At 39.1% G+C, this 23,734-nt stretch carries 28 protein-coding genes; 27 read left to right on the top strand and 1 reads right to left on the bottom strand.

All coding sequences use genetic code 11. The annotated features are described in order from the left end of the window. Position 1 precedes the first annotated feature (1 nt). From OEZ61_RS04200 to rpoC, 4 genes are all read left to right on the top strand, one after another. On the top strand, positions 2-469 hold the full coding sequence (locus OEZ61_RS04200; protein ID WP_041152923.1) for a CtsR family transcriptional regulator: 468 nt from the start codon (positions 2-4) through the stop codon (positions 467-469). 15 nt (positions 470-484) lie between these two features. After that, on the top strand, positions 485-2,983 hold the full coding sequence (locus OEZ61_RS04195; RefSeq protein ID WP_041152922.1) for an ATP-dependent Clp protease ATP-binding subunit: 2,499 nt from the start codon (positions 485-487) through the stop codon (positions 2,981-2,983). 266 nt (positions 2,984-3,249) lie between these two features. Further along, the gene (locus OEZ61_RS04190) at positions 3,250-6,858 is read left to right on the top strand and encodes a DNA-directed RNA polymerase subunit beta (protein ID WP_041152921.1); all 3,609 of its coding nucleotides are present in this window, start codon (positions 3,250-3,252) and stop codon (positions 6,856-6,858) included. 17 nt (positions 6,859-6,875) lie between these two features. Then, positions 6,876-10,538 (top strand): DNA-directed RNA polymerase subunit beta', encoded by a 3,663-nt coding sequence (gene rpoC / locus OEZ61_RS04185; RefSeq protein ID WP_034534414.1) that lies wholly within the window; start codon positions 6,876-6,878, stop codon positions 10,536-10,538. A gap of 38 nt (positions 10,539-10,576) precedes the next feature. Here rpoC and OEZ61_RS08170 read toward each other — a convergent pair whose 3' ends face one another. Continuing rightward, complete coding sequence (locus tag OEZ61_RS08170) at positions 10,577-11,236, bottom strand: A24 family peptidase (protein WP_034531491.1); 660 nt, start codon at positions 11,234-11,236, stop codon at positions 10,577-10,579. Between the two features lie 172 nt (positions 11,237-11,408). On the opposite strand from OEZ61_RS08170, the gene rpsL reads away from it, so the two are divergent. The 23 genes from rpsL (at position 11,409) to rpmD (ending at position 23,731) form a co-directional block, all read left to right on the top strand. Then, positions 11,409-11,822, top strand: a complete 414-nt coding sequence (gene rpsL, locus OEZ61_RS04180) for a 30S ribosomal protein S12 (RefSeq protein ID WP_034531492.1) — start codon at positions 11,409-11,411, stop codon at positions 11,820-11,822. Between the two features lie 40 nt (positions 11,823-11,862). Further along, the gene (rpsG, locus tag OEZ61_RS04175) at positions 11,863-12,333 is read left to right on the top strand and encodes a 30S ribosomal protein S7 (protein ID WP_034531493.1); all 471 of its coding nucleotides are present in this window, start codon (positions 11,863-11,865) and stop codon (positions 12,331-12,333) included. 108 nt (positions 12,334-12,441) lie between these two features. Beyond that, the gene (fusA, locus tag OEZ61_RS04170; protein ID WP_034531494.1) at positions 12,442-14,532 is read left to right on the top strand and encodes an elongation factor G; all 2,091 of its coding nucleotides are present in this window, start codon (positions 12,442-12,444) and stop codon (positions 14,530-14,532) included. 462 nt (positions 14,533-14,994) lie between these two features. Continuing rightward, positions 14,995-15,303: a 30S ribosomal protein S10 gene (gene rpsJ, locus OEZ61_RS04165; protein WP_034531495.1), complete on the top strand. Its 309-nt coding sequence runs from the start codon at positions 14,995-14,997 to the stop codon at positions 15,301-15,303. A 34-nt stretch (positions 15,304-15,337) separates the two neighbouring features. Further along, a complete protein-coding gene (gene rplC / locus OEZ61_RS04160) occupies positions 15,338-15,973 on the top strand; it encodes a 50S ribosomal protein L3 (RefSeq protein WP_034531496.1) in 636 nt (211 codons plus the stop codon). A gap of 17 nt (positions 15,974-15,990) precedes the next feature. After that, positions 15,991-16,614, top strand: coding sequence for a 50S ribosomal protein L4 (gene rplD, locus OEZ61_RS04155; RefSeq protein WP_034531497.1), 624 nt, complete (start codon positions 15,991-15,993; stop codon positions 16,612-16,614). After that, entirely contained in the window at positions 16,614-16,901 is a 288-nt protein-coding gene (rplW, locus tag OEZ61_RS04150; protein WP_034531498.1) for a 50S ribosomal protein L23, read from the top strand. The genes rplD and rplW overlap by 1 nt, the downstream gene beginning before the upstream one ends. 25 nt (positions 16,902-16,926) lie before the next feature. Continuing rightward, positions 16,927-17,766, top strand: a complete 840-nt coding sequence (gene rplB, locus OEZ61_RS04145) for a 50S ribosomal protein L2 (protein WP_034531499.1) — start codon at positions 16,927-16,929, stop codon at positions 17,764-17,766. A 63-nt stretch (positions 17,767-17,829) separates the two neighbouring features. After that, a complete protein-coding gene (gene rpsS, locus OEZ61_RS04140; RefSeq protein WP_034531502.1) occupies positions 17,830-18,105 on the top strand; it encodes a 30S ribosomal protein S19 in 276 nt (91 codons plus the stop codon). A 16-nt stretch (positions 18,106-18,121) separates the two neighbouring features. Beyond that, the gene (gene rplV / locus OEZ61_RS04135) at positions 18,122-18,469 is read left to right on the top strand and encodes a 50S ribosomal protein L22 (RefSeq protein ID WP_034531503.1); all 348 of its coding nucleotides are present in this window, start codon (positions 18,122-18,124) and stop codon (positions 18,467-18,469) included. 12 nt (positions 18,470-18,481) lie between these two features. Beyond that, on the top strand, positions 18,482-19,153 hold the full coding sequence (gene rpsC / locus OEZ61_RS04130) for a 30S ribosomal protein S3 (protein ID WP_034531504.1): 672 nt from the start codon (positions 18,482-18,484) through the stop codon (positions 19,151-19,153). A 2-nt stretch (positions 19,154-19,155) separates the two neighbouring features. After that, on the top strand, positions 19,156-19,590 hold the full coding sequence (gene rplP / locus OEZ61_RS04125) for a 50S ribosomal protein L16 (protein ID WP_034531505.1): 435 nt from the start codon (positions 19,156-19,158) through the stop codon (positions 19,588-19,590). Beyond that, a complete protein-coding gene (rpmC, locus tag OEZ61_RS04120; protein WP_034531506.1) occupies positions 19,580-19,774 on the top strand; it encodes a 50S ribosomal protein L29 in 195 nt (64 codons plus the stop codon). The genes rplP and rpmC overlap by 11 nt, the downstream gene beginning before the upstream one ends. A gap of 24 nt (positions 19,775-19,798) precedes the next feature. Beyond that, positions 19,799-20,059, top strand: coding sequence for a 30S ribosomal protein S17 (gene rpsQ, locus OEZ61_RS04115; RefSeq protein ID WP_034531507.1), 261 nt, complete (start codon positions 19,799-19,801; stop codon positions 20,057-20,059). Positions 20,060-20,111: 52 nt separating this feature from the next. After that, positions 20,112-20,480 (top strand): 50S ribosomal protein L14, encoded by a 369-nt coding sequence (gene rplN / locus OEZ61_RS04110; RefSeq protein WP_034531509.1) that lies wholly within the window; start codon positions 20,112-20,114, stop codon positions 20,478-20,480. 32 nt (positions 20,481-20,512) lie between these two features. Then, entirely contained in the window at positions 20,513-20,821 is a 309-nt protein-coding gene (gene rplX / locus OEZ61_RS04105) for a 50S ribosomal protein L24 (RefSeq protein WP_034531511.1), read from the top strand. Positions 20,822-20,849: 28 nt separating this feature from the next. Continuing rightward, the gene (gene rplE / locus OEZ61_RS04100; protein WP_034534416.1) at positions 20,850-21,392 is read left to right on the top strand and encodes a 50S ribosomal protein L5; all 543 of its coding nucleotides are present in this window, start codon (positions 20,850-20,852) and stop codon (positions 21,390-21,392) included. Between the two features lie 18 nt (positions 21,393-21,410). Further along, positions 21,411-21,596 (top strand): type Z 30S ribosomal protein S14, encoded by a 186-nt coding sequence (locus tag OEZ61_RS04095; protein WP_034531514.1) that lies wholly within the window; start codon positions 21,411-21,413, stop codon positions 21,594-21,596. Between the two features lie 33 nt (positions 21,597-21,629). Next, positions 21,630-22,028: a 30S ribosomal protein S8 gene (rpsH, locus tag OEZ61_RS04090; RefSeq protein ID WP_034531516.1), complete on the top strand. Its 399-nt coding sequence runs from the start codon at positions 21,630-21,632 to the stop codon at positions 22,026-22,028. 31 nt (positions 22,029-22,059) lie between these two features. Beyond that, complete coding sequence (gene rplF / locus OEZ61_RS04085; RefSeq protein ID WP_034534417.1) at positions 22,060-22,599, top strand: 50S ribosomal protein L6; 540 nt, start codon at positions 22,060-22,062, stop codon at positions 22,597-22,599. Positions 22,600-22,653: 54 nt separating this feature from the next. Then, positions 22,654-23,010, top strand: coding sequence for a 50S ribosomal protein L18 (gene rplR, locus OEZ61_RS04080; RefSeq protein WP_080695536.1), 357 nt, complete (start codon positions 22,654-22,656; stop codon positions 23,008-23,010). Between the two features lie 20 nt (positions 23,011-23,030). Beyond that, a complete protein-coding gene (gene rpsE, locus OEZ61_RS04075; protein ID WP_034531520.1) occupies positions 23,031-23,534 on the top strand; it encodes a 30S ribosomal protein S5 in 504 nt (167 codons plus the stop codon). Positions 23,535-23,548: 14 nt separating this feature from the next. Beyond that, positions 23,549-23,731 (top strand): 50S ribosomal protein L30, encoded by a 183-nt coding sequence (rpmD, locus tag OEZ61_RS04070; RefSeq protein ID WP_034531522.1) that lies wholly within the window; start codon positions 23,549-23,551, stop codon positions 23,729-23,731. Positions 23,732-23,734: the final 3 nt, after the last annotated feature.

Here is a 23,734-nt window from a genome sequence, read left to right as displayed (position 1 = left end):
TATGCAGGGTAAGAATATTTCGGATATTATTGAGAAGTATTTAAAGGAAATGATTGCTGAAGACGAGAGAGTCGAAATAAGTAGATCTGATATTGCCAGCCATTTTGATGTGGTTCCATCACAAATTAACTACGTTATTAAGACTAGGTTTACCATTCAAAATGGATACGTAGTCGAAAGTAAACGTGGTGGCGGTGGATATATCCGCATTGAAAAGGTGAAGCTGCTTGATAATATAGATATTTTAGATACGCTGATTAATGCCATTGGCGACGATTTAACACAACGTGAGGGTAAAGCAATTATCAACACTTTGGTGTTAAATGATCTAATTACTGACAATGAAGCCGATTTAGTGTTAGCATCTATTAACAAGCAGACACTAGCCGTTGGCAACAAACTACTTGAAAATGAGATTAGAGCGAATATAATGGTCGCAATACTTGATCATTTAAGATACAAAAGCTAGAAAGTGAGGCACGATATGGATAACATTTTTACTCCAAGCGCAAAGAACGTATTGATTTTGGCACAAGAACAAGCCAAAGTGTTTGGCCACCAAGGGATTGGGACAGAACACTTATTACTAGCTTTATCTATGGAAGATAACGGCATCGCAAAGTCAGCCTTAAAGCAATGCGATGTACACGAAGATGATATTAAAGGCGAAATGGAAATCTTGGTTGGATACGGTAACTTAACCGATTCAGACAAGGACACATACCTACCATACTCACCTAAGGCTGAAGCAATCTTGACCTTATCTGGCCAAATTGCGAAGAAATACGGTGCAATTAAGATAGGAACAGAACACTTATTACTTGCCATCTTAGATACTCCAGACACTTTAGCTGCTAGAATTCTAGTGGCACTAAACGTGGTCGAAGTAAACGACGTAAAGAAGGTGCTATTACGCAAGATGGGATTCCCAGGCGATTCAAGTTCAAACTCAAAGAACATTCCACTACCAGGAACTAGAGCAGCTCGAAACAATGGAACTACTCCTACATTAGACTCACTTGCTACTGACCTTACTAAGTCAGCCAAAGATGGTCTAATCGATCCTACTATTGGTAGAGACGATGTTATCAAACGTGTAATTCAAATCCTTAGTCGTCGTACTAAGAACAACCCAGTGCTAATCGGGGAAGCAGGGGTAGGTAAGACTGCTGTTGTTGAAGGCTTGGCACTAAAGGTTGCTCACAGACAAGTTCCAGAAGACATGCAAAATAAGCGTATTATGATGCTTGAAATGGGAACTCTAGTCGCTGGTACTAAGTACCGTGGTGAGTTTGAAAAACGTTTAATGAAGATTATCAGTGAAATCAAGTCAGTTGGTAATGTAATCCTATTCATTGATGAACTACACACTCTAATGGGTGCCGGTGGTGCTGAAGGAGCTATCGATGCTTCTAACATCCTAAAGCCTGCGCTTGCAAGAGGAGATCTTCAAACCATCGGTGCTACTACTTTGGATGAATACCAAAAGTACATCGAAAAAGATGGTGCATTAGCTAGAAGATTCGCAACTGTTTCAGTTGATGAACCTACTAGAGATGAAGCTGTCGAAATCCTAAAGGGAATTCGTCCTAAGTACGAAAGCCACCACCAAGTAAAGATTACCGATGATGCGATTGAAAAGGCCGTTGATTTATCAAGCAGATACATCAGCAACCGTTTCCTACCTGATAAGGCAATCGACTTGATGGATGAAGCAGCCGCAATGGTTAGAATCAACAACCTAGACGAAAACAATCCATTAGAAGAACTAGAAAACAAGATTAACGAATACAGTACTCAAATGGAAAGTGCCATCGAAGAACAACGCTTCGAAGATGCCGTTTCACTTCGTCAAAAGGAACAAGAACTACAAGAAGAACTAAAGACTAAGCGTCAAGAAACCGCTGATATCAAAAAGCAACGTCAAGAAGACCACAACTTCGATATCGAAGAAACCGGTGAAGATGTCGCTAAGGTTGTCTCAGAATGGACTGGGGTTCCAGTAACTAAGATGACTAAGGCTGACAGCAAGCGTTTGGTTAACCTAGAATCAATCCTACACAAGAAGATTATTGGTCAAAACGAAGCCGTTTCTGCCGTATCACGTGCAATTAGACGTGCTAGAAGTGGAATCAAGGATCCAAATAGACCAATCGGTTCATTCATCTTCTTAGGTCCTACCGGTGTTGGTAAGACTGAATTAGCTAAGGACTTAGCTGAAGAAATGTTTGGTTCAAAGGATGACATTATCAGAATTGATATGTCAGAATACATGCAAAAGGAATCAGCTTCTCGAATGGTTGGTTCAGCTCCAGGATACGTTGGATACGATGAAGGTGGCCAATTGACCGAAAAGGTAAGACAACATCCATACTCAGTTGTCCTATTCGATGAAGTAGAAAAGGCTCATCCAGATGTCTTCAACTTGTTACTACAAGTATTAGATGATGGATACCTAACAGATTCTAAAGGTAGACATGTCGACTTTAGAAATACTGTCCTAATCATGACTTCTAACCTAGGTGCTAGAACACTACGTGATAAGAAGACTGTTGGTTTTGGTGCTGAACTAGATCATGACGATGAAAACTACAAGCTAATGAGAAAGACGGTCGAAGAACAAATGAAGAGATTCTTCAGACCAGAATTCTTAAACCGTATCGATGAAACAATCATCTTCCACGAACTAAACGAAAAACAAGTTCAAGAAATTGTTAAGCTAATGGCTAACGATTTATTGAAACGAGTTCACGACTTAGGAATCAACGTGAAGATGACTCCAGCAGCAATCGAATTAATTGCTAAGAATGGTTTCAATCCTGAATACGGTGCACGTCCAATTCGTCGTGCATTGCAAAACGATGTTGAAGATAAAGTTTCTGAAGAAATTCTTTCTGGTGAAATTAAACCAGGGGATGACGTTTCAATCGGAGCATCTAAAGGCAAGATTACAATCACTAAAAAAGAAGCCGTTAAGGCATAATAAAAAAGAGGGAATTATCCCTCTTTTTTATTGTCTAAATCTTGACTTTGTATACCTTCGAGAGTATCATACTAAATATATAACTACGAAGTGAAATGTGTGTCGGCGATCTATTGTCCGTCAGACACGCCTATATTAACCAAAAATAAGCTTCAATTTGAATTGCTTATTTTGGTTTTTTTTTGCTCATTTTTAGATAAAAAGGGTAAAAAAATGCATTTGTAACACAATTGTAATATTTCACTTACGTAGAAATTTTTGGAGGGGTGAAGAACTTGGCAGGACATTTAGTTAAATATGGTAAACACCGTATTCGTAGAAGTTACTCTCAAATCAAGGAAGTTCTTGATTTACCTAATTTAATTGAAATTCAAACCGATTCATACAAGTGGTTCTTAGATGAAGGTTTGCGTGAAATGTTTAACAGCATTATGCCAATTGATGATTTCCAAGGAAAACTATCCTTAGAATTCGTTGATTACCAATTATTAGAACCTAAGTACACTGTTAATGAAGCAAGAGATCATGAGGCTAACTACTCAGCTCCACTTCATATCACATTGAAATTGACCAATCATGAAACTGGTGAAATTAAGACCCAAGATGTATTCTTTGGCGATTTCCCATTGATGACTGATCAAGGTACTTTCATTATTAACGGGGCGGAACGTGTAATTGTTTCACAATTAGTTCGTTCTCCTGGTGTATTCTTCCACAAAGAAGAAGACAAGAATGGACGTATCAGCTATGGTACTACTGTAATTCCTAACCGTGGTGCCTGGATGGAATTCGAAACTGACGCAAAGAACTTATCATACGTTCGTATTGATAGAACTAGAAAGCTACCAATTACTGAACTAGTTCGTGCATTAGGTTTCGGTTCAGATGACGAAATTACTCAAATTTTGGGTAGCAATGATAGTCTTTCATTGACTCTTGAAAAAGATGTCCACAAAGACACAGAAGATTCACGTGTTGAAGAAGCATTAAAGGACATTTACGAACGTCTACGTCCGGGTGAACCTAAGACTGCTGATTCATCTCGTAGCCTATTGACTACTCGTTTCTTCGATCCAAAACGTTACGACATGGCTCCTGTTGGTAGATACAAGACTAACAACAAGTTAAGCCTAAAGACTCGTTTACTAGGATTAACCCTTGCTGAAACTTTAGCTGATCCAGATACTGGTGAAATTATTGCTAAGAAGGGTACTGTAATTGATAAGAATGTCATGAAGGAATTAGCTCCATACTTGGACCGCGAAGACTTCAAGGCATACACTTTCAACCCTTCAGAACAATCAGTTGTTCCAGAACCAATGACTGTACAAATCATCAAAGTACAATCAGAAAAAGACCCAGATCATGTTGTTAACATGATTGGAAACGACAACATCTCATTGGATTACCATCACATCACTCCAGCAGATATTATTTCTGCTATCAACTACTTCTTCAACTTGCAAGAAGGAATTGGTGAACCTGATGATATTGACCATTTAGGTAACCGTCGTATCCGTTCTGTTGGTGAATTACTACAAAACCAATTCAGAATTGGTCTAGCAAGAATGGAACGTGTAGTAAGAGAACGTATGTCAATTCAAGACACTAGTACTGTTACTCCACAACAATTAATCAACATTCGTCCTGTAGTAGCTTCAATTAAGGAATTCTTTGGTTCATCACAATTGTCACAATTCATGGACCAAACTAACCCATTGGGTGAATTAACTCATAAACGTCGTCTATCTGCATTGGGACCTGGTGGTTTGACCAGAGACCGTGCCGGATACGAAGTTCGTGACGTTCACTACACTCACTATGGTCGTATTTGTCCTATTGAAACTCCTGAAGGTCCTAACATTGGTTTGATTAACTCACTTTCAAGTTATTCTAAGGTTAACAAGTACGGTTTCGTGGAAACACCTTACCGTCGTGTATCATGGGATACTCACAAAGTAACTGATAAGATTGATTACTTATCAGCTGACGAAGAAGATAACTTCGTAGTTGCTCAAGCTAACTCTCCATTAAATGAAGACGGATCATTCAAGAACGATGTTGTTATGGCTAGATACAAGTCAAACAATATTGAAACTAAGATTGAAAACGTTGACTACATGGACGTTTCTCCTAAGCAAGTAGTTTCAGTTGCCACTGCATGTATTCCTTTCTTGGAAAACGATGACTCCAACCGTGCCTTGATGGGTGCCAACATGCAACGTCAAGCTGTTCCTTTGGTTAACCCACATGCACCACTAGTTGGTACTGGTATCGAATACAAGGCAGCTCATGACTCTGGTGTTGCTTTAATTTGTAAACACCCAGGTACTGTTGAATACGTTGACGCTGACGAAGTACGTGTTAGAAGAGAAGACGGTTCATTAGATACTTACAAGCTAATGAAGTTCCAACGTTCAAACGGTGGTAAGAACTACAACCAACGTCCAATCGTTCGTGTAAACGACAAGGTTGACGCTGATGAAATTCTAGCCGACGGTCCTTCAATGGAAAACGGAGAACTTGCTTTAGGTCAAAACCCAGTTGTTGCGTTCATGACTTGGCAAGGTTACAACTTCGAAGATGCCATTGGTATTTCAGAAAGATTAGTTCGAGAAGATGTATACACTTCAATTCATATTGAAGAATACGAATCAGAAACTAGAGATACCAAACTTGGACCTGAAGAAATGACTAGAGAAATTCCTAACGTTGGGGAAGACGCTTTAAGAAACCTTGACGAAGAAGGAACTATCAGAATTGGTGCTGAAGTACATGATGGTGACATCTTAGTTGGTAAGGTTACTCCTAAGGGTGTAACAGAATTATCAGCTGAAGAACGTTTACTACATGCTATCTTCGGTGAAAAGTCTAGAGAAGTCCGTGATACTTCACTACGTGTACCTCACGGTGGTGGCGGTATCGTTCAAGACGTTAAGGTCTTCACTAGAGAAAATGGTGATGAATTAGCACCAGGTGTAAACAAGATGGTTCGAGTTTACATTGCTCAAAAACGTAAGATCCAAGTAGGGGACAAGATGTCTGGTCGTCACGGTAACAAGGGTACTGTTTCCATTGTTATTCCTGAAGAAGATATGCCTTACTTACCAGATGGTACTCCAATTGATATCCTATTGAGTCCCATGGGTGTGCCTTCACGTATGAACATTGGACAAGTTCTTGAATTACACTTAGGTATGGCTGCTAAAAAACTAGGTATCCACGTAAGTACTCCGGTATTCGACGGTGCTCGTGATTCAGATATCTGGGACGCTGTTAAGGAAGCTGGTATGGCTTCAGACGGTAAGTCAGTTGTTTACGATGGTAGAACCGGTGAACCATTCGATAAACGTGTTGCAGTTGGTGTAATGCACTACTTGAAACTTGCTCACATGGTTGACGATAAGATCCATGCTCGTTCAATTGGACCTTACTCACTAGTTACTCAACAACCACTTGGTGGTAAAGCACAATTTGGTGGACAACGTTTTGGTGAAATGGAAGTTTGGGCCCTAGAAGCTTATGGTGCCGCATACACACTACAAGAAATCTTGACTTACAAGTCAGATGACGTTGTTGGTCGTGTTAAGACATACGAAGCTATTGTTAAGGGTGAACCAATTCCTAAGCCAGGTGTTCCTGAATCATTCCGTGTTCTTGTAAAAGAACTTCAAGCTCTAGGATTAGACATGAAGGTTCTTAACGAAGACAACCAAGAAATCGAACTTCGTGACTTAGACAGCGAAGAAGACGACGGTGTTGTTAACGTTGATGCTTTAAGCAAACTAGCTGAAAAGCAAAAGAAAGAACAAGAAGAAAAAGATGAAGAAAAGTCTGAACAAGACGATAAAGCAAACACCAACTTTAAGGAATAAAGAAAGGGGACTATCCATTGGTCGATGTAAACAAATTTTCAAGCATGCAAATTGGATTAGCTTCTTCTGATAAAATTCGTAGTTGGTCATTTGGTGAAGTTAAAAAGCCAGAAACTATCAACTACAGAACTTTAAAACCAGAAAAAGATGGTCTATTCGACGAAAGAATTTTCGGTCCTACAAAGGATTGGGAATGTGCTTGTGGTAAATATAAACGTATTAGATACAAGGGTATCGTCTGTGATCGTTGTGGAGTAGAAGTTACACGTGCTAAAGTACGTCGTGAACGTATGGGTCACATTGAATTAGCTGCTCCAGTAACTCACATTTGGTACTTCAAAGGAATTCCAAGTCGTATGGGTCTTGTATTAGACATGAGCCCACGTGCTTTGGAAGAAATTATCTACTTTGCTTCATACGTTGTTACAGATCCTGGTGATACTCCACTAGAAAACAAGCAACTAATCTCAGAACAAGATTACCGTGAAAAGAAACTTGAATACGGTAACCGTTTCGAAGCTAAGATTGGTGCCGAAGCAATTAGAACTTTATTGAACAATGTTGATATCAATAAAGAAGTTGCTGAACTAAAAGATGAACTAAAGAAGGCTACTGGTCAAAAGCGTGTTAGAGCGGTTAGACGTCTAGATATTCTAGAAGCCTTCCTACAATCAGGTAATGACTTGTCATGGATGGTAATGGAAGCAATTCCAGTTATTCCACCTGACTTAAGACCAATGGTACAACTAGAAGGTGGCCGTTTCGCCACTTCTGACTTAAATGACTTGTACCGTCGTGTTATTAACAGAAATAACCGTCTAAAGAGATTATTAGATCTACATGCTCCTGGTATCATCGTTCAAAACGAAAAACGTATGCTACAAGAAGCTGTTGATGCTTTAATCGATAACGGTCGTCGTGGTCGTCCTGTTGCCGGTCCTGGTAACCGTCCACTTAAGTCACTATCACACATGCTTAAAGGTAAGCAAGGTCGTTTCAGACAAAACTTACTTGGTAAGCGTGTTGACTACTCTGGTCGTTCTGTTATTGATGTTGGACCATTCTTGAAGTTCAACCAAATGGGACTTCCAGTTCCAATGGCCATGGAATTATTCAAGCCTTTCATTATGAAAGAACTTGTAAAACGTGGTAGTGCTTCAAACATTAAGTCTGCTAAACGTCAAATCGAACGTAAAGATGAAGAAGTATTCGATGTATTGGATGACGTAATTAAGGAACATCCAGTATTACTTAACCGTGCGCCTACATTGCATAGATTAGGTATTCAAGCATTCGAACCAGTATTGGTTTCAGGTAAATCAATGCGTCTTCACCCATTAGCTTGTGAAGCTTACAACGCCGATTTTGATGGTGACCAAATGGCCATCCACGTTCCTTTATCAGACGAAGCACAAGCTGAATCAAGACTATTGATGCTAGCTGCTACTCATATTCTTGCCCCTCGTGATGGAAACCCAATCGTTGCTCCTTCTCAAGATATGGTTATCGGTAACTACTACTTAACTATGGAAGAAGAAGGCCGTGAAGGTGAAGGTATGATCTTCAATACACCTGAAGAAGCTAAACTTTCATACCAAAGTGGTTTAACTCACTGGCACACTCGTGTTGGTATTGCCGCTTCATCAATGAGCGAAAAGCCATTCACTGACGAACAAAAGGACAAGATTTTGGTAACAACTATTGGTAAGATTATCTTCAACGGTATTCTTCCAAAGACATTCCAATACTTGAACGAACCAACTGATACTAACCTACATGGTCACTTATCTGACAGTTTCTTCCTAGAACCTGGTGAAGATATCCATGAACACTTGAAGAATGCTCCTCTAAACGGTGCCTTCAAGAAAGGTTTCTTATCAGACATCATTGCTGAAGTTTACAAGCAATACAAGGTAACTGAAACTTCACAACTACTAGATAGAATGAAGGACTTAGGTTACAACGAATCAACTAAGTCAGGTTTAACTGTTGGTATCACTGACGTTACTGACCTTAAGTCAAAACCTCAAATTATTGCTGATTCACACAAAAAAGTTGAAAACGTTACAAAACAATTCCGTCGTGGTTTAATTACTGACCAAGAACGTTACGAAAGAGTTATCGGTATCTGGAGTGATGCTAAGGATGAAATTCAAAACGACTTGTTGAAGAACTTTGATCCTCAAAACCCTATCTTTATGATGAGTGACTCTGGTGCCCGTGGTAACATCTCTAACTTTACTCAATTAGCTGGTATGCGTGGTTTGATGGCCGCACCTAATGGTGAAATCATGGAACTACCTATCACTGCTAACTTCCGTGAAGGTCTATCAGTTCTTGAAATGTTTATTTCTACCCACGGTGCCCGTAAGGGTATGACTGATACTGCCTTGAAGACTGCCAACTCAGGTTACTTAACTCGTCGTCTAGTTGATGTGGCTCAAGACGTTATTATCAGAGAAGAAGATTGTAACACTGACCGTGGAGTTATCGTTGCTGCATTGAAGCAAGGTAACGAAATGATTGAACCTCTATACGACAGAATCATTGGTAGATATGCTATGAAGACAGTTAAGAACCCAGAAACTGGTGAAGTAATTGTTAAGCATAACCAAATGATTAACGAACCTGAAGCTGAAGCAATTGAAGCTGCTGGAATTGAAGAAGTTGAAATTCGTTCAGCATTCACTTGTAACACAGTTCACGGGGTTTGTGAAAAATGTTACGGTCGTAACTTAGCTACTGGTTCACCTGTAGAAGTTGGTGAAGCAGTTGGTACTGTTGCTGCTCAATCAATTGGTGAACCTGGTACTCAATTAACTATGCGTAACTTCCATACCGGTGGGGTTGCTGGTAACGCCGATATCACACAAGGTCTTCCTCGTGTTCAAGAAATCTTCGAAGCTAGAAACCCTAAAGGTAAAGCAGAAATTACTGAAGTTACAGGTACTGTATCTCTAATTGAAGAAAACCCTGCTGAAAGAGTGAAGGAAGTTACTGTTAAAGGTGACGCCGACACTAGAACTTACAAGGTTCCAATTAATGCTCGTATGAACGTGGCTGAAGGTGACTTCATCCGTCGTGGACAAGCTATTAACGAAGGTTCAATTGATCCTAAGGAACTAATCAAGGTTCGTGACTCACTATCAACTGAAGTATACTTGCTAAGTGAAGTTCAAAAGACTTACCGTATGCAAGGGGTAGAAGTTAGTGATAAGCATGCCGAAATCATGGTTCGTCAAATGCTACGTAAGGTAAGAATCATGGACTCAGGTGACACTGAAGTTCTACCGGGTACTTTAATGGATATTAACGACTTTAAGGAAGCTAATGCTGACGCAGTTATTTCTGGTAAGATTCCAGCAACTGCACGTCCAGTTATCTTAGGTATTACTAAGGCTGCCCTAGAAACTAACAGTTTCTTATCAGCTGCATCATTCCAAGAAACTACTCGTGTTCTAACAGATGCTGCTATCCGTGGAAAGAACGATCCATTAGTTGGTCTTAAGGAAAATGTTATTATTGGTAAGCTAATTCCAGCTGGTACTGGAATGAAGACTTACGGTGAAATCAACGCTAAAGTTGAAGAACAAGAATCACCAAAAGTTGATTCAAACGACGTTTACTCAATTAGCCAAATTGAAAAACGTATGAATGAAGAAGACGTAAATAACCAATAATTTACAACTCAAAAATAGCAATCGCTGAATAGCGGTTGCTATTTTTTTATACATAGAAACATCAAATATGATAGATATATAAATGGAATGAACGGGATTTTTCCGCTGACTTGTTTGATAAACGGATAGGCGACTAAGGCAAACATACTAGCAACAAAGATGATTAATAGAATATGGTTACCGATTAACAGAAACAAAATTGCAAATAGATCGATATCTGCTTCACCAATAAAATGATAGTTGTAGTTTAAAAGATAGAAGAAAAAATAAATCGGCATTAATATCAAAATTCTAGAGAAGGGAAGAGTGATAACAAAAACAATTAATAGCAGTGAGTGTAAAATAATACTTGAAACCATTTGCTTGTGCATATCTTCTAGACTTAAGTAGAAAAGATAGACAATGATAAGCAATGGCAGCATACTTCTGGTTTCAATAAATATTAATGGAAAGATTGTACTTAAGAACACTTCGTTTACAAACGATAAACTTGAGTAGGTCTTATGACAGTACCTGCATCTACCATGATTAAGTAGATAAGAGAAGATAGGGATTAAATCAATCACTTCTAGTCGGTGTTTGCAGACATCACAATGGGAAAATCCGACCAGACTTTCTTGATGCTCTAGTCGATAGAATAGGGCAGTAAGAAACGATCCAAAGGAAGAACCCAGGATAAATAAAATGAATAAAAACATATTTAAAACCTCCAATATTATTTACGAAAGAAATCCTAAGTTTCATTGACACAAATGAGACGTCGTGATAATATTATTAAGTGCTTATTCATCCGGTGAACTTTTACATAAAAAAGAACCACCTGGATGTGTGGACTTAAAAATAAATTTTATTGGAAGGAGGAATTTTTAGATGCCTACTATTAACCAATTAGTACGTAAAGGTCGTCATTCTAGAAGTTCTAAATCAAAAGCCCCAGCTTTAAACCATGGGTACAACAGTTACAAGAAGAAGCAAACTAACAACCCTGCTCCTCAAAAACGTGGAGTAGCTACCCGTGTTGGTACTATGACTCCAAAGAAGCCTAACTCAGCTCTACGTAAGTACGCCCGTGTTAGACTTTCAAACTTGATTGAAGTTACTGCATACATTCCTGGTATTGGTCACAACCTTCAAGAACATAGTGTTGTTTTAATTCGTGGTGGTCGTGTTAAGGATTTACCTGGGGTACGTTACCACATCGTTCGTGGTGCTCTAGATACTGCCGGTGTTGCTGACCGTCGTCAAGGTCGTTCAAAATACGGTACTAAGAAGCCTAAAGACTAAAACATTTATTCCGCTATAAGAAAACAAGGAGGATTTTTAAATGCCAAGAAAAGGAAATGTTCAAAAACGTGAAGTTCTTCCTGATCCAATCTACAACTCAAAATTGGTTTCAAGCTTAATTAACCGTTTGATGTTAGATGGTAAGAGAGGAACTGCATCAGAAATTTTATATGGTGCATTTGATCTTATTAAGAAAGAAACTGGAAATGACCCAGTTGACGTATTCGAAGAAGCTATGAACAACGTTATGCCTGTACTAGAAGTTAAGGCTCGTCGTGTTGGTGGATCAAACTACCAAGTTCCTATCGAAGTACGTCCTGACCGTCGTGTTACTCTAGGTTTACGTTGGATCGTAAACTACGCACGTCTACGTGGTGAACACACAATGGTTGAACGCCTAGGTCGTGAACTTATGGATGCTGCTAACAACACAGGTGCTTCAGTTAAGAAACGTGAAGACACTCATAAGATGGCAGAAGCTAACCGTGCATTTGCTCACTACCGTTGGTAAAATAAACGTACAAACTTATTTGTACATTTAATTGAGTGGCTAATGTGTTATTATATTAGCCACTTTTTTACAAAAGAGATTTATTTTTGAGAGGAGAAACTTTTTATAATGGCTAACAAACGTGAATTCCCATTAGAAAAAACTCGTAATATCGGTATCACTGCTCATATTGATGCCGGTAAGACTACTGCTACTGAACGTATCTTGTACTACACTGGTAGAATCCACAAAATTGGTGAAACTCATGATGGTGCTTCACAAATGGACTGGATGGTACAAGAACAAGAACGTGGTATCACTATCACTTCAGCTGCTACTACTGCACGTTGGAAAGATACTCGTATCAACATCATCGATACACCAGGACACGTGGACTTCACTGCCGAAGTTGAACGTTCACTACGTGTTCTAGATGGTTCAATTACTATCTTGGACGCTGCTGCTGGGGTTGAACCTCAAACAGAAACTGTTTGGCGTCAAGCTTCAGAATACGAAGTTCCTCGTATCGTATTCGCTAACAAGATGGATAAGCTAGGTGCTGACTTCGAAGCTTCTGTAGAATCTCTACACGAACGTCTAGATGCTAACGCACACGCTATCCAAATTCCTATCGGTAAGGAAGACACTTTCCAAGGTGTTATCGACTTAGTAGAAATGAAAGCATACATCTACGATCTAGATGAAAATGGTTCAAACTACGATATCGTTGATATTCCTGACGAATACAAGGAAAAAGCTGATGAAGCACGTGCTAACTTAATTGAATCACTTGCTGACATCAACGACGGAATTATGGAAAAATACCTTGAAGGTGAAGAAATTTCTGTACCTGAAATCAAGGCTGCCATCCGTCAAGGTACTCTTAATCTAGAATACTACCCAGTATTAGCTGGTTCAGCATTTAAGAACAAGGGTATCCAAATGTTAATGGACGCCGTATTGGACTTCTTACCATCACCACTTGATGTTCGTCCATACAAGGCTACTGATCCTGAATCAGGTGAAGATGTTGAACTTAAAGCTGATGACAACAAGCCATTTGCTGCCCTAGCATTTAAGGTTGCAACTGACCCATTTGTTGGTCGTTTAACTTTCATTCGTGTATACCAAGGTACTCTAGAATCAGGTTCATACGTTCTTAACGCAACTAAGGACAAACGTGAACGTGTTGGTCGTTTACTACAAATGCACTCAAATGATAGAACTGAAATCCCAGAAGTATTCTCTGGTGATATCGCTGCCGCTATCGGTTTGAAGAACACCACTACTGGTGACTCACTAACTGATCAAAAGCACCCATTACACCTAGAATCAATGGTATTCCCAGATCCAGTTATTTCTGTGTCTGTTGAACCTAAGACTAAGGCTGACCAAGACAAGATGAACATTGCTCTACAAAAGCTATCAGAAGAAGATCCTACATTTAAGGCTGAAACTGATAACGAAACTGGTGAAACTATTATCGCCGGAATGGGTGAACTTCACTTGAACATCATCGTTGACCGTATGAAACGTGAATTCAAGGTTGAAGCTACTATTGGTCAACCACAAGTTGCCTACAGAGAAGCATTTACTAAGCCAACTAAGGCTCAAGGTAAATTCGTTCGTCAATCTGGTGGTAAAGGTCAATATGGTGACGTTTGGATTGAATTTACTCCAAATGAAACTGGTAAAGGTTTCGAATTCGAAAATGCTATCGTTGGTGGGGTTGTTCCTCGTGAATACATTCCTTCAGTTGAACAAGGTCTAAAAGAATCAATGGCAAACGGTGTTCTTGCTGGTTACCCATTGATTGATGTTAAGGCTAAGTTATATGATGGTAGTTACCATGATGTCGATTCATCAGAAGCTGCATTTAAGGTTGCTGCATCATTAGCATTAAGAAATGCTGCTAAGTCAGCTGGCCCAGTTATCCTAGAACCAATCATGAAAGTTGATATCGTGGTTCCAGAAGAATACATGGGTGATGTTATGGGACAAGTTACTGCACGTCGTGGTAACGTTGATGGTATGGAAGTTAGAAACAAAGCTCAACTAATCCATGCTATGGTTCCACTATCAGAAATGTTCGGTTACGCAACTACATTGCGTTCAGCATCTCAAGGTAGAGGTACTTTCTCAATGACATTCGATCACTACTCACCAGTTCCAGCCGCAGTTCAAGAAGAAATTATTGAAAAGAACGGTGGAAACAAGTAATTAGTGTTTCTAAATTAAGAAGTGTTGATTAATTTCAATGCTTCTTTTTTTGTACATAAAAAAAATCATTTATAAAAATAGGGGAATTTTAACCATTAATATGTATAAAAAAGAAAAATTTTATAATTTATTGGTGTTTTTATATTTATTTAAATGATTTAGTTTTATGATCGAACAAATATAATATGGAAGAAAAAATAAAAAATTTCAAATTTTTTTGAAAAAAGTTGGAAAAAAATTTAAAAATAATTTCAATAAAATGAGTGAAAACCCTTGAAACACCGCAGAAAATCTAGTATTATATACAAGTACCTGTTCGAGGGGTTAGTATGCTCTCAAGCAGATATGAGAAAAGCGTTGATGTGGGAGGTTGCGACACACCCGGCCACTTTGTCATGAAGGGTGCGCCGGTAATTTCCACGGAGTTAGTCGTATTTAAAATACAGACGAGGAGGGAAAATAATGGCAAAGCAAAAGATTCGTATCCGTTTAAAGGCATATGAACATCGTACTTTAGATCAATCAGCTGAAAAGATTGTGGCTACTGCGCAAAGAACTGGTGCTAGTGTTTCTGGTCCAATTCCATTGCCAACAGATAGAACTGTTTATACTGTTCTAGCTTCACCACATAAGTTTAAGAAGTCACGTGAACAATTTGAAATGTTGACTCACAAACGTCTTATCGACATCTTAAACCCAACACCAAAAACAGTTGATTCACTAATGAAGCTTGATTTACCAAGCGGTGTTGATATCGAAATTAAACTATAATTAATCAAAATTACAATATATCGGAGGTGTACTCATGACCAGAAAAGGAATCTTAGGTAGAAAAGTCGGAATGACTCAAGTTTTCACTGAAAACGGTGAATTAGTACCAGTTACTGTTGTAGATGTAACTCCAAACGTTGTTCTACAAACAAAATCAACTGAAACTGATGGATACAACGCTATCCAACTTGGTTACGAAGACAAACGTGATGTTTTAAGTAACAAACCAGAAAAAGGTCATGTAGCAAAAGCAAATACAAATCCTAAGCGCTTCATTAAAGAAATCAGAGATGTTGAGCTTAGCGATTACAATGTAGCAGACGAAATCAAGGCAGACATTTTTGAAGCCGGTGACATCGTAGATGTAACAGGTATCACAAAGGGTCATGGTTACCAAGGTAACATTCATAAGGATGGTCAAGCTAGAGGTCCTGAAACTCACGGTTCTAGATACCACCGTCGTCCTGGTTCACTTGGTGTAATTATCAACCGTGTTACTAAGGGTATGAAATTACCAGGTAGAATGGGTAACAAACAAGTTACTATTCAAAATCTTGAAGTAGTTAAGGCTGACGTTGACAACAACGTAATCCTAATTAAGGGTAACGTTCCTGGTGCCAACAAGTCATTCCTAACTGTTAAATCTGCAGCTCGCGGATCACAAAAATAAGAAAGGAGGAACCATAAATGACAAGCGTAGCATTATACAAACAAGATGGTAGCAAGAACGGAAACGTTGAATTAAACGATGAAATCTTTGCTATCGAACAAAACGACAGTGTTGTATTTGACGTTGTTTTGATGCAAAGAGCATCAATGCGCCAAGGTACACACGCTGTAAAGAACAGAAGCGCTGTTAGAGGTGGTGGTAAGAAGCCATGGCGTCAAAAGGGTACTGGACGTGCTCGTCAAGGTTCAATCCGTTCACCACAATGGCGTGGGGGTGGAATTGTCTTCGGACCAACTCCTCGTTCATACAGCTACCACTTACCAAAGAAGGTTAGCCGTCTAGCTATCAAGTCTGTTCTATCAGAAAAGGTTGCTAACGACAATTTCGTAGTTGTTGACTCATTAAGCTTCGATGCTCCTAAGACTAAAGACTTCTCAGAAGCACTAAACAAGCTAAATGCTTCAACTAAGACATTAGTAGTCTTGGAAGAAGACAACAAGAACGCTGTATTATCAGCTCGTAACCTAAAGAACGTTGAAATCGTTTCAGCTAAAGGTTTAAACACATTGAGCGTTGTAAACAGTGACAAGATTGTCATCACAAAGGCTGCTCTTTCTCAAGTAGAGGAGGTGCTCGCATAATGGAATCACGTGATATTATCCTACGTCCCGTTATTACAGAACAATCAACTGCTATGATGGACGAAAAGAAATACACTTTTGATGTTGACTTACGAGCAACTAAAACACAAGTGAAGAACGCAATTCAAGACATCTTTGATGTTAAAGTTGCAAATGTAAATATTATGAATCTTAAAGGTAAGCTAAAGCGCCAAGGTCGTTTCTCTGGTTACACTAAGAAGCGTCGTAAAGCGATCGTTACTTTATCAAACGATTCAAAAGAAATTAACTTATTTAGCAATAAATAAAATATCAATTTAGGAGGAAAACACCGTGGCTATTAAAAAATACAAGGCAACCAGTAATGGTCGTCGTAACATGACTAGCATTGACTACAGTGTTTTGACTACTTCAAAACCTGAAAAGTCATTATTGGCTCCTAAGTCACACACTGCTGGTCGTAACAACTATGGTCATATGACTGTTCGTCACCGTGGTGGTGGTAACAAGAATCAATACCGTATTATTGATTTCAAGCGTAACCATGACGACGTTGATGGTATCGTTAAGACTATCGAATACGATCCAAACCGTACTGCTAACATTGCGTTAGTTGTTTACACTGACGGTATCAAGTCATACATTCTAGCACCTAAGGGTCTAAAAGTTGGCGACAAGGTTCAATCAGGACCAAACGCTGATATCAAACCAGGTAATGCATTAGCATTGAAGGATATCCCTGTAGGTACAGTTATTCACAATATCGAATTAAAACCAGGTAAGGGTGGACAATTAGTTCGTTCTGCTGGTACTTCAGCTCAACTATTGGGTAAGGAAGGAAAATACGTACTAGTTCGTCTAGCATCAGGTGAAGTTCGTATGATTCTTTCAGTTAACCGTGCAACTATTGGTAGCATTGGTAACGAAGAACACTCATTAGTTAACATTGGTAAAGCTGGTCGTAACCGTTACAAGGGCCAACGTCCACACGTTCGTGGTTCTGTAATGAACCCTAACGATCACCCTCATGGTGGTGGTGAAGGTAAAGCTCCAGTTGGTTACCCATCACCATTATCACCATGGCACAAGAAGACTGTTGGTAAGAAGACTCGTAGTAAGAAGGCTCGTTCCAACAAGTTCATCGTTCGCCGTCGTAAGGGATCAAAGATGTAATAAACTAAGTTATACCTTCGGGTATACACTTCCCTATACTGATTTTGAAGAGGAGGTTTCATAATGTCTCGTAGTTTAAAAAAGGGACCTTTTGCCGATAAGCATCTTTTAAAGAAAATCGATGCTCAAAAAGACCAAGACAAGAAAGACGTAATCAAGACATGGTCACGTCGTTCAACAATCTTCCCTAGTTTCATTGGCTACACTATCGCTGTTTATGATGGAAGAAAGAACGTTCCAGTTTATATTCAAGAAGATATGGTAGGTCACAAACTAGGTGAATTCGTACCAACTCGTACTTTCCATGGACATGGAAACGACGATAAGAAAACTGTTTAAGCAAGGAGGATAACAAATGGCTGAACAAGTTACATCAGCAAAAGCTACTGCTAGAACTGTTCGCATTGCCGCACGTAAGGTCCGCCTTGTAGTTGATCTTATTAGAGGTAAAAGCGTTTCAGAAGCAGCTGCAATCTTGAAGTTCACTCCAAGAGGAGCTTCACCAGTTGTTTCAAAAGTTTTAATGTCAGCTGTAGCAAATGCAGAAAATAATTTTGATTTAGATCGTGAAGACTTGGTAGTAAGCGAAGTTTTTGTTAACGAAGGACCAACTTTAAAACGTTTCCGTCCAAGAGCAAAAGGTTCTGCTTCTCCAATCAACAAACGTACTAGTCATATCACAGTTGTAGTATCAGAAAAATAGGAGGGATTAGCCGTGGGTCAAAAAGTAAATCCTACTGGATTACGTGTCGGAGTTATTCGCGATTGGGACGCAAAATGGTACGCTGAAAAAGCTGATTTTGCTAACGATTTAAACGAAGACCTAAAAATCCGTGAATACATTAGTAAGAGACTCGCTGACGCTTCCGTATCAAGAGTTGTTATCGAACGTGCTGCAAAGCGTGTTAACGTTTCAATTCACACTGCTAAACCAGGTATGGTTATCGGTAAAGGCGGATCAGAAGTCGAAAATCTTCGTAAAGAATTAAACAATTTAACAGGTAAGAGAGTTCACATCAACATCATCGAAATCAAGAAACCTGATTTAGATGCAAAACTTGTTGGTGAAAACATTGCTCGTCAATTGGAAGGCCGTGTAGCATTCCGTCGTGCAATGCGTCAATCAATGCAACGCTCTCGTCGTGCCGGTGCTAAGGGTATCAAAACTCAAGTTGCTGGTCGTCTAAATGGTGCAGATATGTCACGTGTGGAAGCATACGCTGAAGGAACTGTTCCATTGCATACACTAAGAGCAGACATCGATTACGCTTGGGAAGAAGCTCACACTACTTACGGATCAATTGGTGTAAAAACTTGGATCTACCGTGGTGAAGTTTTACCACAAGCAGTTAACGATGCTCAAGAAAACGATAAAGGAGGGAAATAAACATGCTAGTACCAAAACGTGTTAAGTTCCGTCGTGAACACCGTGGTAAGTTACGTGGTCATTCAAAGGGTGGAAACACTGTTTCATTCGGTGAATTTGGTTTACAATCAATCGATTCACATTGGATCACTAACCGTCAAATCGAAGCTTGTCGTATTGCTATGACAAGACATATGAAGCGTGGTGGGAAAGTTTGGATTAAGATTTTCCCTCACAAGTCATACACTGAAAAAGGTGTAGGTGTTCGTATGGGTAATGGTAAAGGTTCTCCAGCAGGATGGGTTGCTCCAGTTAAACGTGGAAAAGTCCTATTCGAAGTTGGTGGAGTTTCTGAAGAAGTTGCTCTAGAAGCTTTACGTTTAGCTTCAGCTAAACTTCCTGTTCGAACAAAGATTATTAAACGTGAGGAAGTAGGTGGCGAATCAAATGAAGGCTAAAGAAATTAATGAACTAACCACTGCTCAAATGCATGAAAAAGAACAAAGCTACAAAGAAGAACTATTCAACCTTCGTTTTCAATTAGCTACTGGTCAATTGGAAAACACTGCAAGATTGAAGCAAGTTCGTAAGAACATTGCACGTATCAAAACTGCTTTGCGTCAACAAGAACTAAACAAATAGAATACGATAGGAGGTCAATGTAATATGGAACGTAATATGCGTAAGGTCTACAGAGGCCGTGTTGTTTCAGACAAGATGGATAAAACCATCACTGTTGTTGTTGAAACTTACAAAACACATCCTACTTACGGAAAACGTGTTAAGTACTCAAAGAAGTACAAGGCTCATGATGAAAACAATGAAGCTAAAATGGGCGATGTTGTAGAAATTATGGAAACACGTAAGCTATCAGCTACTAAGAATTTCCGTCTAGTTAATATCGTTGAAAAAGCTGTTATTATCTAACATAAGAATTTTATCGTATTCTGAGTAAATACCGGAAGGAGGGTATTAGCTAATGATTCAACAAGAAAGTCGTTTGAAAGTTGCTGATAACTCAGGTGCTCGTGAACTTTTAACTATTAAAGTTTTAGGTGGATCAAGCAGAAGATATGCAGGTATCGGTGATATCATTGTTGCTACTGTTAAACAAGCAACACCAGGTGGCGTTGTCAAAAAGGGTGACGTTGTTAAGGCTGTAATCGTAAGAACTAAGTCAGTATCACGTCGTGCAGATGGTTCATACATCCGTTTCGATGAAAATGCTGCCGTACTTGTTCAAGATGATAAAAGTCCAAAGGGAACTCGTATTTTCGGACCAGTTGCACGTGAACTACGTGACAACGAATTCATGAAGATCGTTTCTCTAGCCCCTGAAGTACTTTAATTAATCAATGTCAACCAAGGAGGTGCCAAGAAATGTTTATTAAAACCGGTGACAAAGTTCGCGTTATTAGTGGTAAGGATAAAGGTAAAGAAGGTACTGTTACCAAGACTATCGCTTCAAAAGATCGCGTAATCGTTGAAGGCATTAACATTGTTAAGAAACATCAAAAAGCTTCACAAGCTAACCCACAAGGTGGCATTAATGAAGTTGAAGCTCCTATTCATGTTTCAAACGTTATGTTAATTGACCCATCAACTAACGAACCAACTAAGGTTGGATTCAAAATTGAAAATGGTAAGAAAGTTCGTATTTCTAAAAAATCAAACAAATCAATCGATTAAAATTTAATTGAAAGGAGGATACCTTTCCATGTCAAACCGTTTACAAGAAAAGTACAAAAATGAAATTACAAAAGCATTAGTTGAAAAGTTTAACTACTCTTCAGTTATGCAAGCTCCAAAAATTGAAAAGATCGTTCTAAACATGGGTGTTGGTGACGCTGTTACTAACGCTAAGAACTTAGACGAAGCTGTTTCAGAATTAACTCTAATTTCTGGTCAAAAACCTCTAGTAACTAAGGCTAAGAAATCAATCGCCGGCTTCCGTTTACGTGAAGGTATGTCAATTGGTGCCAAAGTTACTCTACGTGGTGAACGTATGTATGACTTCTTAGACAAGTTAGTTAACGTTTCATTACCACGTGTTCGTGATTTCCATGGTGTTAACAACCGTTCATTCGACGGTCGTGGTAACTACACTCTAGGTATTCGTGAACAATTAATTTTCCCAGAAATTAACTACGATAACGTTAACCGTGTACGTGGATTAGACATCGTTATTGTTACAACTGCTAACACTGACGAAGAATCCAAAGAATTGTTAACTCAATTCGGTATGCCATTTGCAAAATAATAGGAGGGTATAAATAATATGGCTAGAAAAGCATTAGTTGTAAAAAGTGAACGTCCTGCTAAATTCTCAACAAGAAATTACACTCGTTGCGAACGCTGTGGTAGACCTCATTCAGTTTACAAGAAGTTTCATTTATGCCGTCTATGCATCAGAGATCTTGCGCACAAAGGCCAAATCCCTGGTATGAAGAAGGCAAGTTGGTAAAATTAACTATAATTAGATAGGAGGTCTACGTTAATGTCCATGACAGATCCAATCGCTGACTTATTAACTAGAATTCGTAACGCCAACATGGCTCGTCACGATTCAGTTGAAGTTCCAGCTTCAAAAATCAAAAACAACATTGCTGAAATCTTAAAACGTGAAGGTTTCGTTCGCGATGTTGAATACGTTGAAGACGACAAACAAGGCGTTATCCGCGTATTCCTAAAATATGGTAAGAACAATGAACGTGTTATCACTGGTTTGAAGCGTATTTCAAAACCTGGTCTACGTTCATACGTAAAATCTGATTCAATTCCTAAGGTATTAAATGGTTTAGGTATTGCAATTATCTCAACTTCTGAAGGTGTTATCACTGATAAAGAAGCTCGTGCTAAAAAAATTGGTGGAGAAGTATTAGCTTACATTTGGTAATACTTTTTGCTTGAATTGGAGGTGTAATGAAATGAGTCGTATTGGTTACAGAAAGATTGTTTTACCTGAAGGTGTTGAATTATCAACTGAAGGTAACAACGTAACTGTTAAAGGTGCTAAGGGTTCACTAACTCGTGAATTCTCACCAATTATCAAGATGAACGTTAATGATAACGTTGTAACTTTTGAACCAGCAGTTAGATACGATAACAAGACCCGTGCAATGCACGGTACTATGCGTGCTAACTTAAACAACATGGTTGAAGGTGTATCAAATGGTTTTACTAAGACACTTAAGCTAGTCGGTGTTGGTTACCGTGCTCAAGCTAAAGGTTCTGTCCTAGAATTAAACGTTGGTTACTCCAACCCTGTTGAAATGGAAATCAATGATGATCTTAAGGTTGAAACTCCAGATAGTTTAACTATTACTGTCAGCGGTATCAACAAAGAACACGTTGGTGACTTTGCAGCTCGTGTTCGTGCTGTTCGTTCACCTGAACCTTACAAGGGTAAAGGTATTCGTTACGAAAACGAAGTTGTTCGTCGTAAGGAAGGTAAGACAGGTAAGTAATGAGTTAAATCTCATTGCTTAACTATTTTAATTAATATTTAAGAGGTGACTATTTTGATTAATAAACCAGATAAAAACAAGACACGTCAACGTCGTCACTTGCGTGTCCGTAACAAAATCTCTGGTACTGCTGTGTGCCCACGTTTGAACGTTTACCGTTCTAACAAAAACATCTACGCTCAAGTTATTGATGACGTAGCGGGTGTTACGCTTGCTAGTGCCTCAACTCTAGACAAAGAAGTTAACGGTTCAAACAAGACTGAACAAGCATCATCTGTTGGTGCTTTAGTTGCCAAACGTGCCGTTGAAAAAAATGTTAAAAATGTTGTTTTCGACCGTGGTGGTTACTTATACCATGGACGTGTACAAGCTCTTGCTGAAGCTGCACGTGAAAACGGACTAGAATTTTAATAAAAGGAGGAATAACCGCAATGGCTGAATTTATTGATCCAAATAAATTAGAACTTGAAGATACTGTCGTATCAATCAACCGTATTACTAAGGTTGTTAAAGGTGGACGTCGTCTACGTTTTGCTGCTTTAGTTGTTGTTGGTGATAGAAATGGTCACGTCGGATTCGGTACTGGTAAAGCTCAAGAAGTTCCAGATGCTATCCGTAAGGCTGTTGAAGATGGTCGTAAGAACTTAATTAGTGTTCCTAAGGTTGGTACTACTATTCCTCATGAAATTATCGGTACTTATGGTGGTGGTAAGATCATGTTAAAACCTGCTGAAGAAGGTTCTGGTGTTGCCGCTGGTGGTGCCGTTCGTTCAGTTATGGAATTAGCTGGTATTGACGATGTTACAAGTAAGCGTTTAGGTTCAGATACTCCAATCAATGCTATTCGTGCTACTTTTGAAGGACTAAAAGCATTGAAGAGTGCAGAAAAAGTTGCTACTTTACGTGGCGTTTCTGCTCAACATTTAGCAGAATAAGGAGGGGTTAGAAGATGGCTCAATTAAAGATTACTTTAACTCACAGTGCAGAACACCGTCTCCCCAAACAACGTAAAATTGTTAAGGCGCTAGGTTTAGGTCGTATTAACAGTACTGTTGTTAAACCTGACAACGAAGCAACTCGTGGAGCATTGTTCCATATCGCACACTTAGTTAAAGTTGAACAAGTTAAGTAATAA

The sequence above is a fragment of the Apilactobacillus sp. EABW-1NA genome (assembly GCF_030398685.1).
Lineage (GTDB): Bacteria > Bacillota > Bacilli > Lactobacillales > Lactobacillaceae > Apilactobacillus > Apilactobacillus waqarii.
Note: the sequence above shows the minus strand (reverse complement) of the source record. Positions and strands in the feature narration are given on the sequence as shown.